Source organism: Flavobacterium sp., from assembly GCF_036741995.1.
Taxonomy (GTDB): Bacteria; Bacteroidota; Bacteroidia; order Flavobacteriales; family Flavobacteriaceae; genus Flavobacterium.
In genome coordinates this window covers 19,313-41,297 of sequence record NZ_DAINRG010000007.1, presented here as the reverse complement: position 1 = coordinate 41,297, position 21,985 = coordinate 19,313, and the positions used below count along the sequence as shown (strand labels likewise).

Annotated in this window: 19 protein-coding genes; 12 read left to right on the top strand and 7 right to left on the bottom strand. The window is 39.3% G+C overall.

The window, feature by feature from the left end; translation table 11 throughout:
- Window positions 1-56: 56 nt before the first annotated feature.
- Window positions 57-2,210 (bottom strand): S46 family peptidase, encoded by a 2,154-nt coding sequence (locus V7D82_RS04405; protein ID WP_333599762.1) that lies wholly within the window; start codon window positions 2,208-2,210, stop codon window positions 57-59.
- A gap of 376 nt (window positions 2,211-2,586) precedes the next feature.
- Between V7D82_RS04405 and V7D82_RS04400 the strand changes: the two genes are divergently transcribed.
- A complete protein-coding gene (locus tag V7D82_RS04400) occupies window positions 2,587-3,111 on the top strand; it encodes a hypothetical protein (protein ID WP_333599761.1) in 525 nt (174 codons plus the stop codon).
- 61 nt (window positions 3,112-3,172) lie between these two features.
- On the opposite strand, the gene obgE is transcribed toward V7D82_RS04400, so the two are convergent.
- The 4 genes from obgE to hpt form a co-directional block, all read right to left on the bottom strand.
- Complete coding sequence (obgE, locus tag V7D82_RS04395; protein ID WP_333599760.1) at window positions 3,173-4,207, bottom strand: GTPase ObgE; 1,035 nt, start codon at window positions 4,205-4,207, stop codon at window positions 3,173-3,175.
- An 85-nt stretch (window positions 4,208-4,292) separates the two neighbouring features.
- Window positions 4,293-5,567, bottom strand: coding sequence for a hemolysin family protein (locus V7D82_RS04390; protein WP_333599759.1), 1,275 nt, complete (start codon window positions 5,565-5,567; stop codon window positions 4,293-4,295).
- Window positions 5,568-5,626: 59 nt separating this feature from the next.
- Window positions 5,627-6,199 carry an adenylate kinase gene (locus V7D82_RS04385; RefSeq protein ID WP_333599758.1) on the bottom strand — a complete coding sequence of 191 codons (573 nt, stop codon included), beginning with the start codon at window positions 6,197-6,199 and terminating at the stop codon, window positions 5,627-5,629.
- 33 nt (window positions 6,200-6,232) lie between these two features.
- Window positions 6,233-6,763, bottom strand: a complete 531-nt coding sequence (gene hpt / locus V7D82_RS04380) for a hypoxanthine phosphoribosyltransferase (RefSeq protein ID WP_333599757.1) — start codon at window positions 6,761-6,763, stop codon at window positions 6,233-6,235.
- Window positions 6,764-6,859: 96 nt separating this feature from the next.
- Between hpt and V7D82_RS04375 the strand changes: the two genes are divergently transcribed.
- The 10 genes from V7D82_RS04375 (at window position 6,860) to V7D82_RS04330 (ending at window position 13,793) form a co-directional block, all read left to right on the top strand.
- Complete coding sequence (locus V7D82_RS04375) at window positions 6,860-7,396, top strand: hypothetical protein (protein WP_333599756.1); 537 nt, start codon at window positions 6,860-6,862, stop codon at window positions 7,394-7,396.
- A gap of 53 nt (window positions 7,397-7,449) precedes the next feature.
- Window positions 7,450-8,613, top strand: a complete 1,164-nt coding sequence (locus V7D82_RS04370; RefSeq protein WP_333599755.1) for a 5-(carboxyamino)imidazole ribonucleotide synthase — start codon at window positions 7,450-7,452, stop codon at window positions 8,611-8,613.
- A gap of 11 nt (window positions 8,614-8,624) precedes the next feature.
- Window positions 8,625-8,918, top strand: coding sequence for a hypothetical protein (locus V7D82_RS04365; RefSeq protein ID WP_333599754.1), 294 nt, complete (start codon window positions 8,625-8,627; stop codon window positions 8,916-8,918).
- Complete coding sequence (purE, locus tag V7D82_RS04360; protein ID WP_333599753.1) at window positions 8,918-9,403, top strand: 5-(carboxyamino)imidazole ribonucleotide mutase; 486 nt, start codon at window positions 8,918-8,920, stop codon at window positions 9,401-9,403. The genes V7D82_RS04365 and purE overlap by 1 nt, the downstream gene beginning before the upstream one ends.
- A gap of 3 nt (window positions 9,404-9,406) precedes the next feature.
- On the top strand, window positions 9,407-11,431 hold the full coding sequence (locus tag V7D82_RS04355) for a M3 family metallopeptidase (protein WP_333599752.1): 2,025 nt from the start codon (window positions 9,407-9,409) through the stop codon (window positions 11,429-11,431).
- A gap of 227 nt (window positions 11,432-11,658) precedes the next feature.
- Window positions 11,659-12,162: a GbsR/MarR family transcriptional regulator gene (locus V7D82_RS04350; protein WP_333599751.1), complete on the top strand. Its 504-nt coding sequence runs from the start codon at window positions 11,659-11,661 to the stop codon at window positions 12,160-12,162.
- Between the two features lie 57 nt (window positions 12,163-12,219).
- Window positions 12,220-12,504 (top strand): hypothetical protein, encoded by a 285-nt coding sequence (locus V7D82_RS04345; protein ID WP_333599750.1) that lies wholly within the window; start codon window positions 12,220-12,222, stop codon window positions 12,502-12,504.
- A complete protein-coding gene (locus tag V7D82_RS04340) occupies window positions 12,501-12,941 on the top strand; it encodes a hypothetical protein (RefSeq protein ID WP_333599749.1) in 441 nt (146 codons plus the stop codon). The genes V7D82_RS04345 and V7D82_RS04340 overlap by 4 nt, the downstream gene beginning before the upstream one ends.
- 10 nt (window positions 12,942-12,951) lie before the next feature.
- Complete coding sequence (locus V7D82_RS04335) at window positions 12,952-13,332, top strand: hypothetical protein (RefSeq protein WP_333599748.1); 381 nt, start codon at window positions 12,952-12,954, stop codon at window positions 13,330-13,332.
- A gap of 8 nt (window positions 13,333-13,340) precedes the next feature.
- On the top strand, window positions 13,341-13,793 hold the full coding sequence (locus V7D82_RS04330; protein ID WP_333599747.1) for an SRPBCC family protein: 453 nt from the start codon (window positions 13,341-13,343) through the stop codon (window positions 13,791-13,793).
- Between the two features lie 67 nt (window positions 13,794-13,860).
- Here V7D82_RS04330 and V7D82_RS04325 read toward each other — a convergent pair whose 3' ends face one another.
- Window positions 13,861-17,721 (bottom strand): GEVED domain-containing protein, encoded by a 3,861-nt coding sequence (locus V7D82_RS04325; RefSeq protein WP_333599746.1) that lies wholly within the window; start codon window positions 17,719-17,721, stop codon window positions 13,861-13,863.
- A gap of 349 nt (window positions 17,722-18,070) precedes the next feature.
- Window positions 18,071-18,895 carry a hypothetical protein gene (locus V7D82_RS04320; RefSeq protein WP_333599745.1) on the bottom strand — a complete coding sequence of 275 codons (825 nt, stop codon included), beginning with the start codon at window positions 18,893-18,895 and terminating at the stop codon, window positions 18,071-18,073.
- A gap of 155 nt (window positions 18,896-19,050) precedes the next feature.
- Here V7D82_RS04320 and gcvP point away from each other — a divergent pair, with 155 nt between their 5' ends.
- The gene (gene gcvP / locus V7D82_RS04315; RefSeq protein WP_333599744.1) at window positions 19,051-21,894 is read left to right on the top strand and encodes an aminomethyl-transferring glycine dehydrogenase; all 2,844 of its coding nucleotides are present in this window, start codon (window positions 19,051-19,053) and stop codon (window positions 21,892-21,894) included.
- Window positions 21,895-21,985: the final 91 nt, after the last annotated feature.

Here is a 21,985-nt window from a genome sequence, read left to right as displayed (position 1 = left end):
CATAAAAAAAACGTCCCGAAAATTCGAGACGTTTTTTATTATAAACTGAAGTGATCTTATTTTACCAAAGTCATTTCGTCAACAATGTGTTTGGCTCCCGAGAAATTCTCAATAACCCAAAGCACATAGCGAATATCTACATTGATGGTTCTTTGCAATTTGTTGTCAAAGATAACGTCACCGGCCATAGCTTCAATGTTTCCGTCAAAAGCCAAACCGATTAATTCCCCTTTACCGTTCAACACCGGAGAACCTGAATTTCCACCTGTGATATCATTATCGGTTAGGAAATTCACGTGTAAACTTCCGTCTTTATCAGCAAATCTTCCGTAGTCTTTTTTCTTGTTCATTTCAAGAACTTTCACCGGCAAGTCAAATTCTTCATCGCCTTTTTTATACTTTTTCACTTGTCCGTCAAGGGTAGTGTAATTGTTGATTTTAGCATCGTTACGCTTATCAGCTGGCAAAGCACGAACTTTTCCATAAGTCAAACGCAACGTAGAGTTAGCATCCGGATATTTGATAGCGCCAATTTTTGACTCTCTCAAACCTTCCACTAACAAACGGAAAGAAGCTCCGTAATCATTTTGTGCTTTGGCAATTTCATCTGATTTTGAAGTAAAATGTGTTACCAGATTAGTAGACAAAGCATACAACGGATCGTTATCTAATTGTCCTTGTGTTGGCAATTGCAGGAATGCTTTCACTCTGTCTAACGAAGAAAAAATACTCAAATCAATAGCCGCATTGGCATATTTTGTAAAATCGTTATTATTTTCAGCACCAATTTTTTCTACCATCGGAGCGATTTTGTAACCGGTTGATTTGGTAGCATACAATTTCAATTGTGCCGCCAAGATGTCTTTTTCAGCCGGAAGGTATAAGTCTTTATAAATGGCTGTTGCCGCTTCTTCGATAGCCGGAGCCATTTGAGCTCGTTTAGCCGCATCTGCTTTCACATAAGCATCTACTTGTTTTCCTAATGTTCTTGCGATGTTACCCAAAGCCGAGGTTCTGAACAATTGTGATAAGTAGTTATCATGTCTTGACTTTTCATTGGTCAAGGCGTAGAACTTATTGATATTGGTAATAACGTTACCATACTTGGCTTTGTTGGCTGGTTTGTTGGCCCATTTGTCAAATTTAGCTTCTTGTTTTGCTTTTGAACTGGCTGTACCGAATTTGGTTAACGCATCAATCATTCCCTGACGGTTTTTCCAATAGTTGGCTGTTCTGGCATATTTTGAAGCGTAAACCAGATTCAAGGCATCGCTTTGATCCATGTATTTTTTCATGTTGTCCATACCGGTTTTAGCACCTTCTACCCAAGCAGGGTAAGCAAACTTTACATTTTGCTCAATACCACCTGCCGGCATCCAACGATTGGTAGTTCCGGGATAACCTAAAATCATGGCAAAATCACCTTCTTTAACTCCGGCTAAATTTACAGGCAAATAGTGTTTTGGCTGTAAAGGCACGTTGTTTGGAGAATAATCTGCCGGGTTGCCCTCTTTATCAGCATAGACTCTGAACATAGAGAAATCAGCTGTGTGACGTGGCCATTCCCAGTTGTCAGTATCGCCACCAAATTTTCCTAAACTTTCCGGCGGAACTCCTACTAAACGTACGTCTTTATAATCCTGATAAACGAAATAATAGTACTCATTGCCTTGGAAAAACGATTTTACCGAAACGGTATATTTTCCACCTTCGTTGTTTTCTTTTTCGATTAAAGCAATCTCAGCATTCACTGCTTTCTCTCTATCTGCCTCGCTCATTGACGGATTTAGTTTGGCCAAAATTCTTTTGGAACAATCATCCATACGCACAAAGAAACGCACATACAAACTGGTTTCCGGATGTTTTTCAGCCATTTTGTTTTGGGCCCAAAAACCATCTTTCAACAAATTGTTATCCGCTGTCGAAAGCTCAGCCACGGCATCGTAACCACAATGGTGATTGGTTAATACTAAACCATCTTTAGAGATGATTTCGGCGGTACAGCCTCCATTGAATTGTACAATAGCATCTTTCAAACTGTGGTGGTTGATGCTGTAAATTTCTTCGGAAGTCAGTTGCAAACCTTCTTTTTGCATGTCTCTATGGTTCAAACGTTCAATAAACATTAGAAACCACATTCCTTCATCGGCCTTCATGCTCATAGGAAGCAACATCATCCCGACGATTAAGGATAGAATAATTTTTTTCATTTTAGTATTTATAAGTGTTATTAGATTGAATGCTAGTAGTCTATCAAAAAACAAAATTGTTACAAATCGTGTTACAGAATAGCGCTAAAAAGCGGTGCGAATATAGTTTTTTTCGAGAATTTACGAGGGGTTTTTAACATAAAAACAACACCATCATCGTGTTGAATTCGGAGATTTGAAGATTTGAAGATTTGAAAATGAGCTTTTTGTCTTAAAAAACCAACTTTTCAGCATTTTCAAGGGCTCACAGCCTTCAACGAGGCTTCGGACTCCTTCAAAGAGTCTTCGGAGTGCTTCCAAAACACTTCGGAAAGTTGCTTTTGGTCTTCGGACAGTAACAAACACTTTTCGGAAGGATTCTTTTTGATTGCGGAGGATGGCAAACGTATTGCGGAGAGGTGCGATGTTGCTTTGTAATCTTTTTTATATATTAGCTGATGATATTAAAACAGGAATAAAATTGAATTTTGGAATAGCACAATATACCAGCTTATCTCAAGAACAAAGCAATTGGATAAATGATTTATCTGTTGAATTAAAATCTTTTTTTGAAAATCGGGATTATGGGAAAGATTTAAATGAGCTATATTTTGGAATAATAATCGTAAAACCTGAATTTGACCAATTTTTTAAGGTCAAAAGACCACGATATAAACCAGGAGAAAGGACATCATTTGTTGACGGATTTGAAATAAAGTCAAATAATTGTGTGGAAATTGATTGTAAAATAGAATTCAACAAAGTTTCAGCACTCAATAAAACAGAACTAATTAAAAAAGTCTCTGAAGAAATATTGACTACATCGGGTTCTCTTACTCGATTATCAAAACTGAAAGATTTTGACTTTAATTCTTATAAAGTAGACTTAGAAAAATATTTGATTCAAAAAAGACACATATAGTCAAAACCACTCAGAGTGACAAATTCAAACAAAAAATCCCGCCTTTAAGCGGGATTTTTATTTATATACCATGACTGTTCTCCGGTTCTTCGGTGTCTACGTTTAGCATTTCCCAAAGCTTGTCTTTTAACTCGGTTAAGCCTTGATTGGCTACTGAGGAAATGAACAAATACGGAGTCCCTTTGAACTCTTTATCTAACTGGGATTTTAATTCGTTTTTCAATTCGTCGTCCAGCATATCGCATTTGGAAACCACAATCAGTTTGTCTTTATCCAACATTTCCGGATTGTAGCGGCGTAATTCGTCTAACAGAATTTCGTATTCTTTTTTGATATCATCGGCATCGGCAGGCACTAAAAATAATAACGTCGAGTTTCTTTCGATGTGGCGTAAGAAGTAATGCCCCAATCCTTTTCCTTCGGCCGCACCTTCAATAATCCCGGGAATATCCGCCATGATAAACGACTTGAATTCGCGATACGCCACAATGCCTAAATTCGGCTTCAAGGTCGTAAACGGATAATCGGCAATCTTTGGCTTGGCAGATGTCAATACCGAAAGCAAAGTCGATTTTCCGGCATTTGGGAAACCTACCAAACCTACATCGGCCAAAACTTTCAATTCCAAGATTACATCCAACTCTTCCGTTGGCATACCCGGCTGGGCATAACGCGGTGTTTGATTGGTCGAACTTCTAAAATGCCAGTTCCCTAAACCACCTTTTCCGCCTTTTACCAATATTCTTTCTTCACCATGTTCCGTGATTTCGAACAAAATTTCTTCAGTTTCTTTATCGCGAACTACAGTTCCTAATGGCACTTCAATCACTTTATCTTCCCCATCGTGTCCGGTACTACGAGAGCTTCCGCCATCGCCACCGTGACCGGCTTTGATATGACGCGCAAACTTTAGATGAAATAAAGTCCATAGTCCTTTGTTTCCTCTTAGTATCACGTGCCCACCGCGACCACCATCACCACCATCCGGGCCACCTTTTTCAATAAATTTTTCTCGGTGTAGATGCGAAGAACCTTTCCCTCCTTTTCCGGAAGAAACATATATTTTTACGTAATCTACAAAATTTCCCTCTGTCATAATTCCTAGTTTTCAGTCTCAGTTTTCAGTCTCAGTTCCGCCATTTACCACTTTCTGTAAACTGCGACTGTGACGGCCAACTTATTTATTCTTTTAATGCTTTTACCAGCACTTTATCAATCTTCACGCCATCCATATCGATGACTTCTAATTCAAATTTGTTCCAAATGAGTTTCTCTCCGGTGGTAGGTATTTTGCCCATTTCGGTCATGATTAAACCGCTCACGGTGGTTACCTCATAGTCATTGGTCAACTCATCCATATCAAAATACGTCAGGAAATCGTGTAAGGAATACAATCCGTCCACCAGCCACGTTCCGTCTTCCCGGCTTATCAATTGGTATTCATCATCATCAAAATCGGCCGCATCACCCACCAAGGCTTCCAAGATGTCATTCAAGGTAATAATTCCCTGAAAAACACCGTATTCGTCGGTTACCAAAGCATAATGTACTTTGGATTTTTTGAAATTCTCCAGCGCTTTATAGGCCGAAGTATGTTCAATCATATAGACCGGTTCTTTGACAATCGATTTTAATTGGAAATTGCCTTTTTCAAAACCGGCAAACAAATCTTTCAGCAATACTATACCAACCACATCGTCCAAATTATCCTGACAAACCGGATAAAACGAATGCAATTCGTCCAGCATTTTGGTTTTCAATTCGGCAACCGTATCGTCATACGAAAGATAAACAATCGATTGGCGGTGCGTCATTAAGGAATTTACCTTTCGGTCGCCAATGTGGAAAACGCGTTCTACTATGTCTTGTTCTATTTCCTGTACCTCGCCGCCTTCGGTGCCTTCTTTGATAATAGCTTTGATTTCTTCTTCGGTAACTTTTCCGTCGGCTGTTGGTTTGATTTTGAAAACATCCAAAATAAAATCGGTGGATTTAGTCAATAACCAAATAAACGGCATAGTGGCTATGGACACCATTTTCATGGGAACGGCAACGCCTTTGGCAATCGCTTCGGGATAATTCAATCCAATTCTTTTCGGCAATAATTCACCTAAAACCAAAGAAAAGAAAGTCAATATCACCACTACAATTCCAACAGCAATGCTGTGGGCATAAAGCTTTAACGCCGCAAAGCTCTCTATAAATAAAGTAACATCGGTAGTAATCTTATCTCCGGAATAAATCCCGGTCAGAATCCCGATTAACGTAATTCCGATTTGAACCGTAGATAGAAATTTGTTAGGTGAATTGGCCAAATCCAACGCCACCTTGGCATTGGTATTTCCTTTTTTGGCTGCGGTTTCCAAACGGTTTTTACGCGCCGAAATCAATGCGATTTCCGACATGGAAAAGACGCCGTTGAGCAGTATTAAAAAAAGAATGATTAGTATTTCCATTTTGAGTTATGAGTTATAAGTTATGCGTTATGAATATAACTGCTAACCAAAAACGTAAATTATAAATTGTCGATTACTGAGCTTAAGCGTTGCGTAACTTCTGCAATAGTACCGATGCCATCCACCGCATAAAACTTACCCTGAGCATCATAATAGTTGGTCAATGGCGCTGTTTTTTGGTTGTATTCGTCATACCGGTTTCTGATTTTTTCCTCGTCCTGATCGTCAGGTCGGCCTGATGTTTTACCTCTTTCCAACAAACGTTGCACCAAGATTTCATCGTTAGCTTCCAACGCCACAGTAGCCGTAATGCTTTGTCCTTTGGATTCTAAAAAAGCATCCAAAGCGGCTGCCTGCGCCAAAGTTCTAGGAAAACCGTCGAATAAAAATCCGGCTGAGAGTGGGTTGTTATCCACTTCGCTTTCCAACATTTTGATGGTTACTTCATCGGGAACTAAATCGCCTTTGTCCATAAAGGTTTTGGCTAGCTGCCCCAAATCCGTGTTGTTTTTTATATTGTATCTGAAAATATCTCCGGTAGAAAGATGCGTCAGGTTGTATTTTTCTTTTAAAAATTCAGCTTGTGTGCCTTTGCCTGCACCTGGTTTTCCGAAAAGAACGATGTTAATCATTTTGTAAAAGTTGTAGTTATAGTAAGGTATATGTTATTCTGCTAATTGGTATACATCCGGTAAATTTCTTCCTAAACCGTCGTAGTCTAAACCGTAACCAACGATGAATTTATTTGGAATTCTGATTCCTACGTAATCTATTTTAATGTCTTTTTTATAGGCTTCCGGTTTGAAAAATAAGGTGGCAATTTTTAAATGCTTCACTTTTTTTTCTTTGAAAATAGCTTTCAGTTCTTCAATAGTATTTCCGGTATCCACGATGTCTTCGACGATTACTACTGTTCTGCCTTCCAAATCTTGATTCAAACCAATCAGTTGTTTTACTTCATGAGTTGTTTTTGTTCCTTCATACGAAGCCATTTTGACAAAACTCACTTCACACATCCCACGATATTGTTTCATCAAATCGCTCATCACCATAAAAGCGCCATTCAAAACGCCAACAAATACAGGCACTTCATCAAAAAAATCATCGTCCATTTGTTTGGCCAAATTTTTAATGGCAAAATCAATCTCTTCCGAAGAAATAAAAGGTTCGAAGGTTTTGTCGTGCAAATGTATCATGTGTGTTGTTTTTAAAATAAGGTGCAAATTTAAAGAAGTCTTGAGTATTAAGTACTAAGTATTAAGACTTTTTTCCAAAAATGCTATTTTTACAAAATGAATACGATTTTTCAGGACCGAATTGCTAAAAGCAACGCCAGTACCAATTGCCGCCATGGCCTTCGCGATTTTGTGGCTCAAAACCCGGAACACATGACTGAGTTGGTGGCATTCGCAACGGATTTATCTAATAAAAACCACTACAAAGCCGTCTGGATTATTGAATTGCTGGTCGAAACGCATACGCAAATGCTGGTTCCATTCATTGACTTAATTTGTAATACGATGGCCCAGTACAAACACGAATCCGCCATTCGTGGGATGTCAAGAACGGCTTATTTTTTAAGCACTTCCAAAACTATTTCATTGACCGAAAACCAAAAAGAAAAACTGATTGAAATCTGTTTGGATTGGCTCATTGGTGATGCTAAAGTGGCTCCAAAAGCCTATGCCATGTACACTTTATGCCATTATGCCCAAAAGGAAGACTGGATTAAAGACGAATTGAGAAACATCATCAACAAAGATTTTCATGCGCAATCCGCCGGATATAAGGCTGCCGCCAAAGAAGTTTTGAGAAAGATTTCGAAATGATTTTTGAATTGGATATAGTATCTTTGTGCCAACAACTACAACAACTACAACGAATGAATTATTTCTCTTCTGATTTTAAACTGGGAATTCTCGGTGGCGGGCAATTGGGCAAAATGCTCTTGGCCGAAACCCGAAAGTTCGACATTCAAACCTATGTTTTTGATCCCAGCATGGATGCGCCTTGCCAATACGGAGCCACAAAATTTTTTATTGGTGATTTGATGGATTTTGATACGGTTTATGATTTCGGGAAAAAAGTGAATCTGTTGACTATTGAAATTGAAAATGTGAATTTGGATGCTTTGGACCAATTGGAAGCGGAAGGCTTAGCCGTTTTTCCATCGCCAAAAACATTGCGATTGATTCAAAACAAAGGCGTACAAAAAGATTTTTATGTCGAAAATCAAATTCCAACAGCCGCCTATAAACGATTTACTTCCTTATCGGATTTAAGAACGGAAATTGAAAACGGCATGATAGCCTTGCCTTTTGTATGGAAATGCGCTCAGTTTGGTTATGATGGTAATGGTGTAAAAGTGGTACGTTCCATTTCGGATATAGAAAATTTACCCAATGTAGAATGCATCGCGGAGCAAATGGTACCATTTAAAAATGAACTGGCCGTGATTGTTGCCCGTTCCGTTTCCGGGGATGTAAAAACCTATCCGGTTGTTGAAATGGAATTCCATCCCGAAGCCAATCAGGTAGAATATGTAATTTGCCCGGCTCGAATTGACTATAATATTGCCAAAAAAGCGAATAAAATTGCGCTTCAGGTTTCCCAGGCCTACAACCATGTTGGATTGCTGGCGGTTGAAATGTTCCAGACGCATGATGAAGGGATTTTGGTCAATGAAGTCGCACCGCGCCCTCACAACTCAGGACATTACAGCATTGAAGCCAGTTATACTTCGCAATTTGAAAACCATTTGCGAGCCATCTTGAATTTGCCTTTGGGCAATACCGCTAGCAAAGTTGCCGGAATTATGGTAAATTTGGTCGGAGCAGAAGGTTTTTCGGGACCGGTGATTTATGAAAACATCGAAAAAATCATGGCAATAGATGGTGTTACGCCACACATTTACGGCAAAAAAGAAACAAGACCATTCCGCAAAATGGGACACGTAACGATTGTCAATGAAGATATGGCAGAAGCCAGAAAGATAGCCGAAGAAGTAAAGAATACTATTAGAGTGATTAGTAATTTGAAAATGTAACCCTTTGAAATTTGAAAATACTAAAGCCATTTTTTAAGATTAGTTTTTATGCTGTCATTGTCTTTTGTGTGATTTCATATGTCTCATTAATGGCATCTATGCTAAGCAGTAAATTAAATAATACCTTTCCAAATTTCAGTATGGGTTTTCCTTTTACCTATTACCATCAATTTTTACTACATGACAATGATTTCCATCATGGATTTAAAAGAGGAATGGTGGCTGATTTTTTAATTATCTGGATAATTACATTCATTCTTTTGGCAATAAAAAAAAAACCACAAACAACAAACCAACAACAATAATGAGCAAAGTAGCCATCATCATGGGAAGCCAAAGCGACTTGCCAATCATGCAGGAAGCCATCGACATCTTAAAGAGTTTTGACATCGAAACGGAAGTCGATATTGTTTCGGCACACCGAACTCCCGAAAAATTATTTGAATTCAGTAAAAATGCGCACCATCGCGGTATTTCGGTTATCATTGCCGGTGCAGGCGGTGCTGCCCATTTGCCGGGCATGGTCGCATCAATGTCGCCACTTCCTGTAATCGGTGTTCCCGTTAAATCGAGCAATTCCATTGACGGCTGGGATTCTGTTCTGTCTATTTTGCAAATGCCAGGTGGTGTTCCTGTGGCAACGGTAGCTTTAAACGGAGCCAAAAATGCCGGAATTCTGGCAGCACAAATCATCGGGAGCCATGACAAAATGGTACTTGATAAAATTATATTATACAAAGAAAGTCTCAAAGACGCGGTGAATAAATCATCGGACGAAATGAAGAAATAAACTATGAAAATCTTAACAGAAACCTTTACTACCAAACACAATACGGCACCATTTAGCCAAATTAAAATAGAGAATTACCAACCCGCTTTTGCAGAAAATATTGCCAAAGCCCGGGCCGAAATTGACGCGATTACTAACAATCCGGAAGAGCCGACTTTTGCCAATACCATTGAAGCTTTAGACTTTTCGGGAGAAGCTTTGGATAGATTGTCGTCTATTTTCTTCAATCTGAATTCGGCGGAAACTTGTGATGAACTGCAAAAAATTGCTCAGGAAGTATCGCCTTTACTGACTGCTTTTGGGAACGATATTGCTTTGAACGAAGATTTATTCAAACGGGTAAAAGCTGTTCACGACCAAAAAGACAACCTAACGTTAACTCCGGAACAAGCCACGTTATTGGATAAAAAATACAAAAGTTTTACCCGAAACGGAGCGCTGCTTTCCGAAGATAAAAAAACCCGTTTGCGCGAAATAGATACTGATTTAGCCAAATTAAAATTGACTTACGGGGAAAATGTTTTGGCCGAAACCAACAGTTACAAGCTGCATATTTCCAACGAAGCTGATTTACAAGGATTGCCCGATGGCGCTAAAGAAATGGCTCGCTCATTAGCCAAATCCGATGATTTAGACGGTTGGATGTTTACACTGGATTTTCCAAGCTATTTGCCTTTTGTAACTTATGTTGACAATCGTGAACTGCGTAAAGAAATGGCGATTGCTGCGGGGAAAAAAGCCTTTCAGGAAAATGATTTCGACAATCAGGAAAATGTAAAAAACATAGTGAAATTGCGTCACGAAAGAGCCAAGTTATTAGGCTACAACTCGCATTCGCATTTTGTTTTGGAAGAACGCATGGCACAAACTCCGGAAAAAGTACAATCGTTTTTAAATGATTTACTGGAGAAAGCCAAACCGGCAGCTCAAAAAGAATTTGCCGAATTAACCGCTTTCGCTAAAGAATTGGACGGATTGGAAAGTCTGGAAAAATGGGACAGCGCTTATTATTCAGAAAAACTGAAACAGAAGTTATTCAGCTTGGATGACGAGATTCTGAAACCGTATTTCAAATTAGAAAACGTACTGAACGGCGCTTTCACTGTAGCTGAAAAATTATTTGGTATCAAGTTCAAAGAAGTTTTTGATATCGACAAATACCATGACGATGTACAGACTTTTGAAGTATTAGACTTCGAAGAAAAACTGGTAGCCATCTTCTACTCCGACTTTTTCCCGAGAAAAGGAAAACGCAACGGCGCCTGGATGACCTCGTTCAAGCCACAATTTATTAAAAATGACATCAACGAAAGACCGCATGTGTCTATCGTTTGCAACTTTACGCCACCAACCGAAACCAAACCATCGTTGTTGACTTTTAACGAAGTGACCACTTTGTTTCATGAATTTGGACACGCCTTGCACGGTATGTTAGCCAATACGACTTATCCAAGTTTATCGGGAACTTCGGTGTTTTGGGACTTTGTGGAATTACCAAGTCAAGTGATGGAAAACTGGTGTTACGAGCCGGAAGCTTTGGCTTTGTTTGCCAAACATTATCAAACAGGAGAAATCATTCCGCAGCAATATGTGGAAAAAATTAAGGAAAGTGCGAGTTTCTTAGAAGGCATGGCAACATTGCGTCAATTAAGTTTTGGACTTTTAGATATAGCGTATCATGCCAAACCGCATAAGATAGAAAATGTAAAAACCTTTGAAAAAGCAGCCATGAGCAACACTACCCTGTACCCTGATGTGGCTGAGAATTGCATGAGCACTTCGTTTTCGCACATTTTTCAAGGCGGGTATTCATCGGGGTATTATAGTTATAAATGGGCGGAAGTTTTGGATGCGGATGCTTTTGCGTATTTTCAGGAAAAAGGCATTTTTAATAAAGAAGTCGCCACCAAATTCAAAGACAACGTACTTTCCAAAGGCGGAACTGAATTGCCGATGGAATTGTACAAACGTTTCCGCGGACAGGAACCAAAACCTGAAGCGTTATTGAAGCGAGCCGGATTGATTTAAAGTATGAAGTACGATTTACAAAGTACAAAGCATACTATATGATTTAAGAACCGGAGGTAACACTTCGGTTTTTTTTATGAAAATCAAATCGCGTTAGGGATTGCAGCGAGCTACCATGTAGCGCGGAAAGCCCGACCCTGAACTTGTTTCAGGGGAACGCCCAAATTAACTATAAATATCTTTCATTTTTTTTTGAAAGTTTAAAAACTTTTAGTTACCTTTGAGTCATGGAATTCAAAGAAGCTAAAAATAAATTCGTTCAAACCTGGGGAGCCTTGGGCTCACAGTGGGGCATCAACAAAACGATGGCACAGATTCATGCCTTGTTGATGGTGTCTAACGAAGCCGTTTCGATGGAAGACATTATGGACGAATTGCAAATTTCACGCGGGAATGCCAGTATGAATTTGAGAGCGCTAATGGATTGGGGCATCGTGTACAAGGAATACAAAACCGGGGAACGCAGGGAGTATTTTACTGCCGAAAAAGACTTGGACGAATTAGCAGTGAAAATCTCGAAAGAACGCAGCAAACGCGAAATCAAACCGGCTTTGAAAGTATTGAAAGAAGTGTCTTCGATTGATGCGAGTGCTACCGCTGAGGAAAGACATTTTGTGGAGCAAACCTCAAAATTGTATGATTTTGTACTGAAAGCTGATAATGTTTTGGACAAAATAACCGAATACAAAGACAATTGGCTGGCACAGATTTTAATTAAATTTATGAAATAACCTTTTTTTTTAATTCTAACTTTCATTTTTTTCTGAAAGTTTAAAATAATAAATATCATGAAAACTTTTTTTAAAATAACCGAAATCATAAATATTATTGCATTGCTATTCCTGTTGTTAGGCGCTTACGGATTGGCCATCACTGGCATACTGCAAGTTACTGCTGCCTTATTATTTGTCATACTGTTTCCAAAAAACAAATTAATCTATTGCTACTTTGGTTTGGTTATTCTTTTCTTTTTACTTTGGGATGGTCATAGCATGGATTGGCTTTTTTTACTACCTATCTTTTTAGTTTTCTTCCTAACTTTTATCATTTATAATCAAAAAAGAAAATTATGAACACCACTATCCCCAACTGGCTCATCATCTTTAGTGGTGTTGGTCAAATTTTTACAGCATTGATTTATCCTTATATCCGTCATCATGTTTTTGATTGGTATAATGATGTGAAACAACTCAAACCGCTGAATCAGGAAATCTGCAAAACCTATGGGCGGTACATACAAGGATTGAACTTTTCGTTTGGTTTGATTGCCATTTTGTTTACCAATGAACTGAAAGAACAATCAGCATTGGCCGTTGCTTTGACCGGATTAATAGCCGCCTATTGGGTTGGAAAAGTAGCCACACAAATTGCTTATTATCCAATGTATCAAATTCCACAACGCAGGCTTTTCAAAATTGGGAGTTATGGTATGAATGCATTGTTTGTGCTTTTTGCCTTAGTGAATACATTGCTTTTCCTTCATAATATAATTGGACATTATAAACTATAAAACAGCAAAAATGAATTGGTCCTATTTATTTAAACATTGGTTTGGTACATTATTACTTGGACCTATAATTGGTCAAGTAACCGAATATTACTCTTCGGTCAATTCCCATCTGGTTTTAGGTTATTTAGAAGCCTATCCAGTATTCATTATGGTTAGTTTATTTTGTTCAAGCCCAACTTACATTTTATATGGTTTTTTATATCTCTTCTTAGCCAAAAAAAATAGCAACCCTAACTATGCCAAAGTGATTTTAATTTTATTTGCAGTTTCAGGAGTTATAATTTCATTTTGGTTAATCGGAGGCAGCATGAGTTTTAATGGTACCATATCTTATTGTATTGCCTCAATATTAGCCGGGCTTTTATTTAAATTAAATTTCAAAAAACTCTAAATAAATCCATGACCACCATCCGTCTCATCACCAAAATACACGCACCAATACAAACCGTTTTTGACGTAAGCCGCAACATCGATGTGCATCAACTCTCTACTTTTCAATCCAATGAAAAAGCCATAGCCGGCAGAACTTCGGGTTTGATTGAACTAGGAGAAACAGTTACCTGGCGCGGAAAACATTTTGGTTTTTATCTGAAACATCAAAGCAAAATCACCGAAATGGAGATTCCCAATTATTTTGTGGATGAGATGATTAAAGGTCATTTCAAATCGTTCCGGCACGAGCATACTTTTGTTGCCAAAAACGATACAACCGTCATGATTGACCATTTGGAATATGAAACCCCTTATGGCATTTTGGGAAAACTTTTTAATCGATTACTTCTGAAAAACTATCTGACTTCCTTTCTTAAGCAGCGAAATACTTTCCTTAAAAATTTAGCAGAAAAAAAATAGGCAAACCCATTCGTTTTAAAACAAAAAAGCCACCTTACGGTGGCTTTTCTATATAAATAATTTATGCTTATTGTTTAATGACTTTGATTGTTTTTGAAGCATTTGCTGTTTCAACTTTAACAAAGTAAGTACCGCTAGTCAAGGTAGACATATCAAGAGCGGCGGTAATTCCGTTTACTTTTTTGGAAGCAACTTTTTGGCCTAAAGTGTTGTACACCTCAACAGCCGAAATAGTGCCTACATATTCAATATTTAAAATATTGGTAACCGGATTAGGATAGTATTTCAATCCACTCAAATCAAAAGAAGCATTCCCTAGCGCAACTGTAACTGTCACGGCCAAAGTAGTAACACTTCTACAACCATCAACTGTTTGTACAGCATAGTAAGTAGCACCCGTAACTAACTGAGTACTGGACGCCAATGGATTTACATCCGCTAATGCATCAGCTTCAGAAGCATACCAAACTACGGCAGTTCCGGTGGCTGTTAAATTAGCTACAGTAGCGTCGGCAGTATTGGCTACAGAAACCGTTTGCGTAGAATTGCCTGTTGGAGCCGGTGTGGAAGTAACAGTAATCCCAACTGTACCCTCAGCATAGCAACCTGTAGTTGCATTGGTCCCTCTAACAGTATAGATGGTACTGGATGCTGGTGATACGGTAATTTCATTACTAGTCAATGCGTCCGGATTCCATAACCAGTTTACCGTTCCTGTTGACCCCAATGGCCCTCCAAGAACAACATTCAAACGCTGTAAAGAAGTAGCTGGTGTTACTGTTCCAGCCGTTACAAGGTTTTGAATAGGATTAGTCGCAAACGTAGTACTGGTAGTAGCCGATATCGTCATAGTATTTGTAGTAGCAGTATAGTAAGTAATAGCATTATTAGTACTATCTACACCATTTTGTCTGATATCAACAACAATGTTAGAAACACCGTCCCAAACATAAGGTGTTGCAAAAGTAATTGTATTCACTCCTATAGCGTGAGTGTAGGTTGCAGGACCATATACGGTAGTTAAACCGGTAGTAATAAATGAGGTTAAAACATCATTGGTAGTTGTTCCGATTCTTATAGAAAAATTAGTAACATTAGTGCCTGAGCCTAAAGTAGTAATATCATAAGCAATAGAAGTTATATTCCCTGGTTTTAATCCCATAGCCTGAAGCTCAGTCGCAGTAAATATAGTTTGATTCCAATATTGAGCCCAACGATTACAAAAAGCAGTTGGTTGTGTCGTAGCACTAGTTAATGTTGTTCCTGTTCCAACAGAAACAGTCCCCGGTACAGTAGTTAAGGCTGTCAGTGTAGCAGAACTTCCTTGACAAATGGTAGCCGAAGTTGGTGATACCAGTACAGTCGGATTTGGATTTACCGTTACTGTCACAGGAACAGTAGTGGTACAATTGCCTGCCGATTGAGAAGCTGTTAAAACATAGTTGGTAGTAACACTTGGATTAAATATCCAACCCGCTGCTGCATTACCGGTTACGTCTGTTGCCGGTGACCATACATAAGTATCATAGTCAGCTGTTCCGGCTGTAATAGTCACAGCTGCAGTTGATTGTCCGCTGCAAACCGCCACTGGAGTAGTCGTCGTTAAAGTCGGTGGCGTAGTTACCGTAGCAACAACTTCTGTTCTTGGTGAAACACAACTACTGTTGTATTTTAAATCATAAAAGTAATAATAGGTACCGGTAGTAGTTCCACCCCATTCAGAAGACGTTACGTTAAGTTTACCATCCGTTCCGTTATAAGGGAAAGTCAAGGTAGTGGAATCGCGAATTAAAGTAACACCCGTATAGGCTTTCACCAAAATTCTATAACCTGTTCCGGCTGGTAACGTAAAGTTAAGCGGAATAATATTCGGGGTAGTAGTGCCTCCGGCTGCAATAGCTACATTTCCGGTAGAATAGATTTCAGTTAATGCTGCATTCGTGATTTTAATATCTACTGTCCCGGCAGTCGTTGAATATAAAGAAACGCTTTGCAAGTTTAAAGGTTCTGTAGTATTAAAAACAACACCCCAGTTTGTTAAAGTGGTACCGGTAGCCGAGGCTGGTGGAGCCGATTTTCCTGAAGATTGAGTAGTACCATTAAGGCTAGCTTCAACCCAGTAAGACGTGGTAGCCGAAATACTTGGTGTAGTATAACTTGTTCCCGTTGCCAGAGCATTTCCTCCTGTAGCAGCAGCATACCATTTCAAAGTACCTGCTGTAGCCGTAGCACCCAAACTAACGGTTCCTTGTCCGCAAACAGAACCCGGAGTAGTACCATTGATAACCGGTGGGTCACAAGGCGTAGTAAAAGTAGTAGATGATGTCGACCAAATACTAGTACTTCCCGAACCACAAGCACTTCGTACCCAAACGTAATAAGTAGTGGTAGCACTCAACCCTGAAATAGAGGCAGTCAATACACCAGCTCCTACAGTTCCTGAAACAGTAGTTCCTGCAGTAGGCTCAACAGCGGAAGTGGAATAATAATACTCATATCCGCCACTTGGCGCGGTTGTAGAAGCAGTCCAGTTTACCGTTGCTGTATAAGCAGTAGTCGCTGCAGAGGTTAATCCCGATGGTGGTAAACACGCTGGTGGCGCAATAACGCTTACTTTATAGTCTTCTGCTTCTGTTCTTGTATTGGCAGTTGAACAAGCATCCGGTGCTATGGCATTGAAATCAATTCTTACCCGCATTCTGTAATCACCAATGGCAGTTCCGCTTGGCACTGTAAAACTTCCGGTTTGATTATTACCATAAGCAGTCGTAACAAAAACTCTTTCGGTAGTATTATCAAAAACTAAATCGTTATTCCAATCTACCCAAATACTGGTACCCACAGTTCCTCCCACAATAACAGAAGAAAAATTGATGATTCCGGTAGCATATTGGCTCACCGAAGCGGTAGCATAATTATCCTGATACCCGGTTCCGGTATACCCTGAAATTAAATTTGAAATATTGGTGGTTCCTCCGGTAGTGGAGAAACTATTGATATAAGAGGTGTTCGCCGTTGAAGAAGGAATACAATACCCGGTAAAGAAAGTACCGGAACTCCAAGCGCTAAAATCTCCTGAACCACAATTAGATCTTACATAATAAGTATAAGCAGTATTAGCAGTCAAACTGGTCAACCCTAAGGTAACCGCTGCTGTTGTACCACTGGTTACCAGTCCGGTAGCACCACTGCCAACCGCACCGCTGGTTCTTACTTCATAATCATAACCGCTGGAAGGAGCCGCTGTAGGGGCTGTCCAACCTATTGTTGCTGTAGTAGCAGTAAAAGTAGAAGTCACCAAACTCGTTGGAGCACCACAAGTATAAACTTGTAATGCAATGTTATCTATAGAAGCCGGAGGATTCGCTCCGCCTGAACCATCATTTTTCCAAACAAAAACCAAACGTTTGGTAGTTCCCAAAACATAAGTCAATTGCGCTGCCGACAAAGTATAAGTAACATTTGTCGTAGTGGTTGGTGCTGTAGTACCATTGCGTTGTAACAAAAAGTAACCGGTGGTACCATTCGTATAACCGGTCCAACCCGTTGTAGTCGTGTTGGTGCTTGTAGGTCCCGCTGTAGTAGGCGTAATGGAAGTATCCATCACATAAACTAACAGATTATCATAATTTCCATCATTCCCATTGGCTCTCCAATCAAAACTTAATGTGGCAGACACTGCCCCAGCCGGAAAAGTAACATCTCTGTAAAAAGAAGAACGGTTAGCGGATGAATTGGTATACGCCCAACTAGTACCAGTGTCATTGGAAACATAAGCGCCTCCCGTACCGGTAAACCAACCGGGTGCTGTTCCCACATTCCAAGTGTTAGTTGCGGCATTTACAGTGGTCCATCCATTAGCAGCAAAAGTAGAACCGCTTTCAAATCCTCCCTCAGCAGCAGGATTGATAAGGGTTGTTTGTGCCATAGTTTGTTGTCCTAGTAAAAGTGTCAGGACAAAAAAGCAAAAATTGTATTTCGATGCGAGAATTTTGGGCAATCGAAAATACAGTGAAAAAGTAGATTTTTTCATTCCATAAATAGATTTAGGTTAATAAGGCGAAATGTAGCTTTTAAAAATCCTAATGGAAATCATTAAAAATTCTTTAACTTTATGTGTCTTAATTTTTAAATTTTAATGATAAAATAGTTAAGCAATCCATGTTAAAAGTGTTAATTTTTTTGAATATGCCCTAAAACTTGAACCTGAGAAAACGAAAAAAAACCATAATTCACCCTAAAAGTTCATTCTTCCAATAGCTTTTTAGGAACCAAAACTAGCTTGGATTCAAAAACCAAAGGAGCGACAACCACCACAAAATCGGAATGCTTTCTACCCAAAAAGAACTGTAATATTTTGATTTCTTCTCATGAGCAAAAAGTAAAAAAAGCAAAATAGTAAAGGCCACACCCAATCTTAAAAACAAAGCCGTAAAACTAAAATCGGTTTGAAAAAATCCTAAAAGAATAAAAAGCAACAATAAAACACTGCCGACTATTTTGGTGCGCTCCACTCCTATTTGCTGCGGAACGGTTTTTAAATTGGGATCATCAAGCTGCAAATCAATAATTTCAAAAATCAGTATCAGTACAAAAATTAAAATAAAACGCTGAACAGCAACTACAAAAATATCAATCGACAATGGGATTCCGGCATTAATTAGAGGCAGAAAAAGAGTCACGCCCACCCAGCACAAAGCCACTATATAAATCTTCACGCCTGCCCAATTTCGGGCATTTTTCCGGTTAGGAAAAAAGGGCAACGTGTACAACATCGTCAGTATCAGAAAAGCAAAAGCAATGATTTTGGTATTTTGTGCCAATTGCAAAAAGTAAAATCCGGCCGCCAAAAAAGAAAGAAAACTCAAAGTTGCAATAGCTTTTAATTCGGTTCTCATTTGCAGTTTTTGAGTCCGAGCCAAAGCATCATATTTGACAAAATTATACCCGACTATTGTTCCGAAAAAAGCAAAATAAGCACTGACTCCCACCTCTTCAATACGAAACAAAAAACCAGTCATCTGCACGAATGCAAATACTGACAGTGCTACATGAATGCTGCTGTTAATGTAAAAGTCGAGAAGTTGCTTTAGCCATCGCATTTTATAAAAGTAATCAAACTGTTGATAAGAAGTCTTTTTGGTTGAAAATTTGTCAAAATATTAGACTTTGTTTAGCACAAAATTAGAACATTAATAATTACTTTTGTTGGCGTTAAAAAACAGCACAACTAAACACACTTAGAACTTACATTTTAATGAGAACAGACGCATTTGCATTACGCCACATAGGTCCACGTGAGAGCGACCTAAACCACATGTTCAAAACCATCGGAGTAGAGACTTTTGATCAACTAATTTACGAAACCATCCCCGATGATATTCGCCTGAAAAACGATTTGCAATTGGATCCCGCGATGACTGAATATGAATATTTATTACACATTCAGGAACTGGGCAAAAAGAATAAAGTATTTAAATCCTATATTGGTTTGGGCTATCACCCAACCATAGTTCCGCCGGTGATTCAAAGAAATGTTTTTGAAAATCCCGGTTGGTATACTGCTTATACACCTTATCAGGCCGAGATTGCCCAAGGAAGATTAGAAGCGATTTTGAATTTTCAAACCACAGTTATCGAGTTGACCGGAATGGAAATTGCCAATGCTTCCTTGTTGGATGAAGGCACAGCGGCAGCCGAAGCGATGGCATTATTATTTGACGTTCGTACGCGTGACCAAAAGAAAAATAACACCAATAAATTCTTCGTTTCCGAAGAAATATTACCACAAACGTTATCCGTTTTACAAACACGTTCAACGCCAAAAGGAATCGAATTAGTTGTTGGAAATCACGAAACTTTTGATTTTTCCGCTGATTTTTTTGGCGCTATTTTACAATATCCAGGTAAATTTGGTCAAATACATGACTACGCCGGATTTATTGCCAAAGCCAAAGCCAACGAAATCAAAGTAGCTGTAGCGGCTGATATTTTATCATTAGTAAAATTAACCTCTCCCGGAGAAATGGGCGCCGATGTAGTCGTAGGAACCACGCAGCGTTTCGGAATCCCAATGGGATATGGTGGGCCTCATGCCGCTTTTTTTGCTACCAAAGAAGAGTACAAACGTTCGATGCCGGGAAGAATTATTGGTGTAACTATCGACGCCAACGGAAACCGTGCCTTGAGAATGGCTTTAGGAACTCGTGAGCAACACATCAAACGGGAGAAAGCCACTTCCAATATTTGTACGGCTCAGGTTTTACTAGCCGTTATGGCCGGTATGTACACTGTATATCACGGGCCAAAAGGTTTGCGATACATTGCTAATAAAGTGCATGCCTCGGCAGTGACTTTGGCAGATGCTTTAAATAAATTAGGTGTTTACCAAACCAATTCAGCTTTCTTCGATACAATTTCAGTAAAAGCGGATTCGAACAAAGTAAAAGCGATTGCCGAAAAACACGAAGTGAACTTCTTTTATGCCGATGCGGAAACGATTTCGATTTCGGTAAACGAAACTACTTCGTTGAACGATTTGAACCAAATCATTGCCATTTTTGCGGAAGCTAGTGGTAAAGAAAGTTTCAAAGTTTCGGAACTAAATTCAAATGACAACATCCCTGCTTCATTGGAAAGAACCTCATCCTTCTTGCAACATGAAGTATTCAACAACCATCATTCTGAATCACAGTTGATGCGTTATATCAAAAAATTAGAGCGTAAAGATTTATCGTTAAACCACTCAATGATTTCGTTGGGTTCTTGTACGATGAAACTCAACGCGGCTGCCGAAATGCTACCCTTATCGATGGCAAATTGGAACAGCATTCACCCCTTTGCTCCTATTGAACAAGCCGAAGGCTACATCACCATGCTTAAAAAATTAGAGCAACAATTAAACGTGGTTACCGGTTTTGCTGGAACCACATTGCAACCCAACTCTGGCGCACAAGGCGAATATGCCGGTTTAATGGCGATTCGTGCTTACCATTTATCACGTGGCGACCATCACAGAAATGTGTGTCTGATTCCATCCTCTGCTCACGGAACCAATCCGGCTTCAGCAGCGATGGCTGGAATGGAAATCATTGTGACCAAAACAATGGAGAACGGAAATATTGATGTAGAAGATTTGAGAGCTAGAGCTATTGAACACAAGGATAATCTTTCGTGTTTAATGGTGACGTATCCATCAACTCATGGTGTTTTTGAAAGTGCTATTTGTGAAATCACCAAAATCATTCACGACAACGGCGGTTTAGTCTATATGGATGGTGCCAATATGAATGCGCAGGTTGGTTTAACTAATCCGGCAACGATTGGTGCTGATGTTTGTCACTTGAACTTACACAAAACTTTCGCTATTCCTCACGGTGGCGGTGGTCCTGGTGTGGGGCCAATTTGCGTGAATGAGAAACTAGTGCCATTCTTACCAACCAACCCAGTTATTCCGGTAGGTGGAAACCAAGCGATTACCGCTATTTCTTCTGCTCCTTATGGCTCGGCTTTGGTATGTTTGATTTCGTATGGTTATATCACCATGCTTGGCGCCGAAGGTTTGAAAAGCTCAACCCAACACGCCATTTTGAATGCCAATTATATGAAAACAAGACTGGAAGATCATTATCCAATTTTATACACAGGAGAATGCGGAAGAGCAGCACACGAAATGATTTTGGATTGTCGTTCTTTCAAACAAAACGGTATCGAAGTTACTGATATTGCCAAGCGATTAATGGATTATGGTTTTCATGCACCAACGGTTTCTTTCCCGGTAGCCGGAACTTTAATGATAGAACCAACCGAATCAGAAGATTTAGCTGAGTTAGACCGTTTTTGTGATGCGATGATTTCCATTAGAAAAGAAATTGATGCCGCTTCGGCTGACGATGCCAATAACGTTTTGAAAAATGCACCGCATACTATGGCTATGCTAACGGCTGACACTTGGGTTTTCCCATACACCCGTGAGCAAGCGGCGTATCCGTTAGAATATATTCATGAAAACAAATTCTGGCCAAGTGTGCGTCGTGTAGATGATGCTTATGGCGACAGAAATTTAGTTTGTTCGTGTGCGCCAATTGAGGCTTACATGTAATTCAAAGTACAAAATACGAAGTTAGAAGTACGAAGTAAAGGTTTCAAGGTATTCTTGGAACCTTTTCTTTTAAAAGCTGATTTTAATCAGG